The 1,016-nt window shown below is 63.9% G+C and carries 1 protein-coding gene and 1 pseudogene; one reads left to right on the forward strand and one right to left on the reverse strand.

Annotated elements, in window-relative coordinates; all coding sequences use genetic code 11:
• A partial coding sequence (locus BJF87_RS25575; protein ID WP_187346544.1) for a transposase family protein occupies window positions 1-352 on the reverse strand: 352 nt, incomplete at its 3' end.
• A 159-nt stretch (window positions 353-511) separates the two neighbouring features.
• Between BJF87_RS25575 and BJF87_RS24640 the strand changes: the two are divergent.
• Window positions 512-889, forward strand: a pseudogene (locus BJF87_RS24640) (HNH endonuclease); the annotation flags it as partial.
• Window positions 890-1,016: the final 127 nt, after the last annotated feature.

The following is a 1,016-nucleotide window of genomic DNA, read 5'->3' on the forward strand; positions in this document are numbered from 1 at the left end:
CACACACCGCGGATGATGGACTGTGCGCGGCGAGCCAGGCGACCGTGTCGTCGAATCGGCGCGTCATCTTTGCTGCCGGCCGTGCCCACGGCACATGTTCTGTGACGACGCCGTGCAGGCTGCAGTCAACCCGTCCAATGTGTCCTTGCAGGTAGCAGCGCATCCCGCCCAGGTCGAGGTGTCGCCAACGGCGCGGATGGTGTGAGCGGTCATAGCCTGGTCGACGCCGTCGGCAGTGTGGACACCGCGAGTCCTGCCCGCGTTTCGCACGGACCGAGACGACCAACAACTGGCCGTCATCGTCGTCTTCAACGCCGACATCAAGAACCACCAGGTTCTCGATCTTCAGCAACTTCTGCAGTAGTCTAGTAGCGCGCAACGCCCTGCTCCTCGGTTTAGTCTTCGCAAACCAAACCTTAAGTGAGACAGGGCGTTGCGCGCTTCAGGCGCACCGGGAGGCACCCACAGAACCGTCAAGAGTGCCACATAAATTCGAACACGGCATCGGGGGGTGACCGTCTTGACCGAAATCTCGCAGACCGACGTCGGGCCGTCGACCCGCCCCTCCGAGCTCGTGCAGGAACTGCACCGGATCACCACCGAACTCCAGGCCGTCGATCTGACACAGTGCTCCGATGCCGAACTCATCGACGTCGCCGCCGGAACCGAACGCGCCATCGCCCGACTCACTTTCGCCGGCGACCGACAGCTCATCGAGATCGCCGACCGCGACCTACCCCACAAGACCGGCCACCGCAGCATCACCCAGTTCATGACCCACCGCCTACGCATGGCCGACCCCATGCGCCGCACCAAACAACGCCACGCGACCGCCACCCACCTCAGCCCGACCGGCGAACCACTCGAACCCGAACGCCCCGCTCTGGCAGTGAATCACCCTAGGTTCTGTGCCGCCTCCAATGTGGGCTGGTCCTCGGGGCCGAGGCCAGAGTAGTGGAGCGTTTCGAACTCGGTCGGGGGTATCTGGCCGATACTCGAGTGCAGCCTGCTGTTGT

The sequence above is a fragment of the Gordonia sp. CNJ-863 genome, from assembly GCF_001942325.1.
Classification (GTDB): Bacteria; Actinomycetota; Actinomycetes; order Mycobacteriales; family Mycobacteriaceae; genus Gordonia; species Gordonia alkanivorans.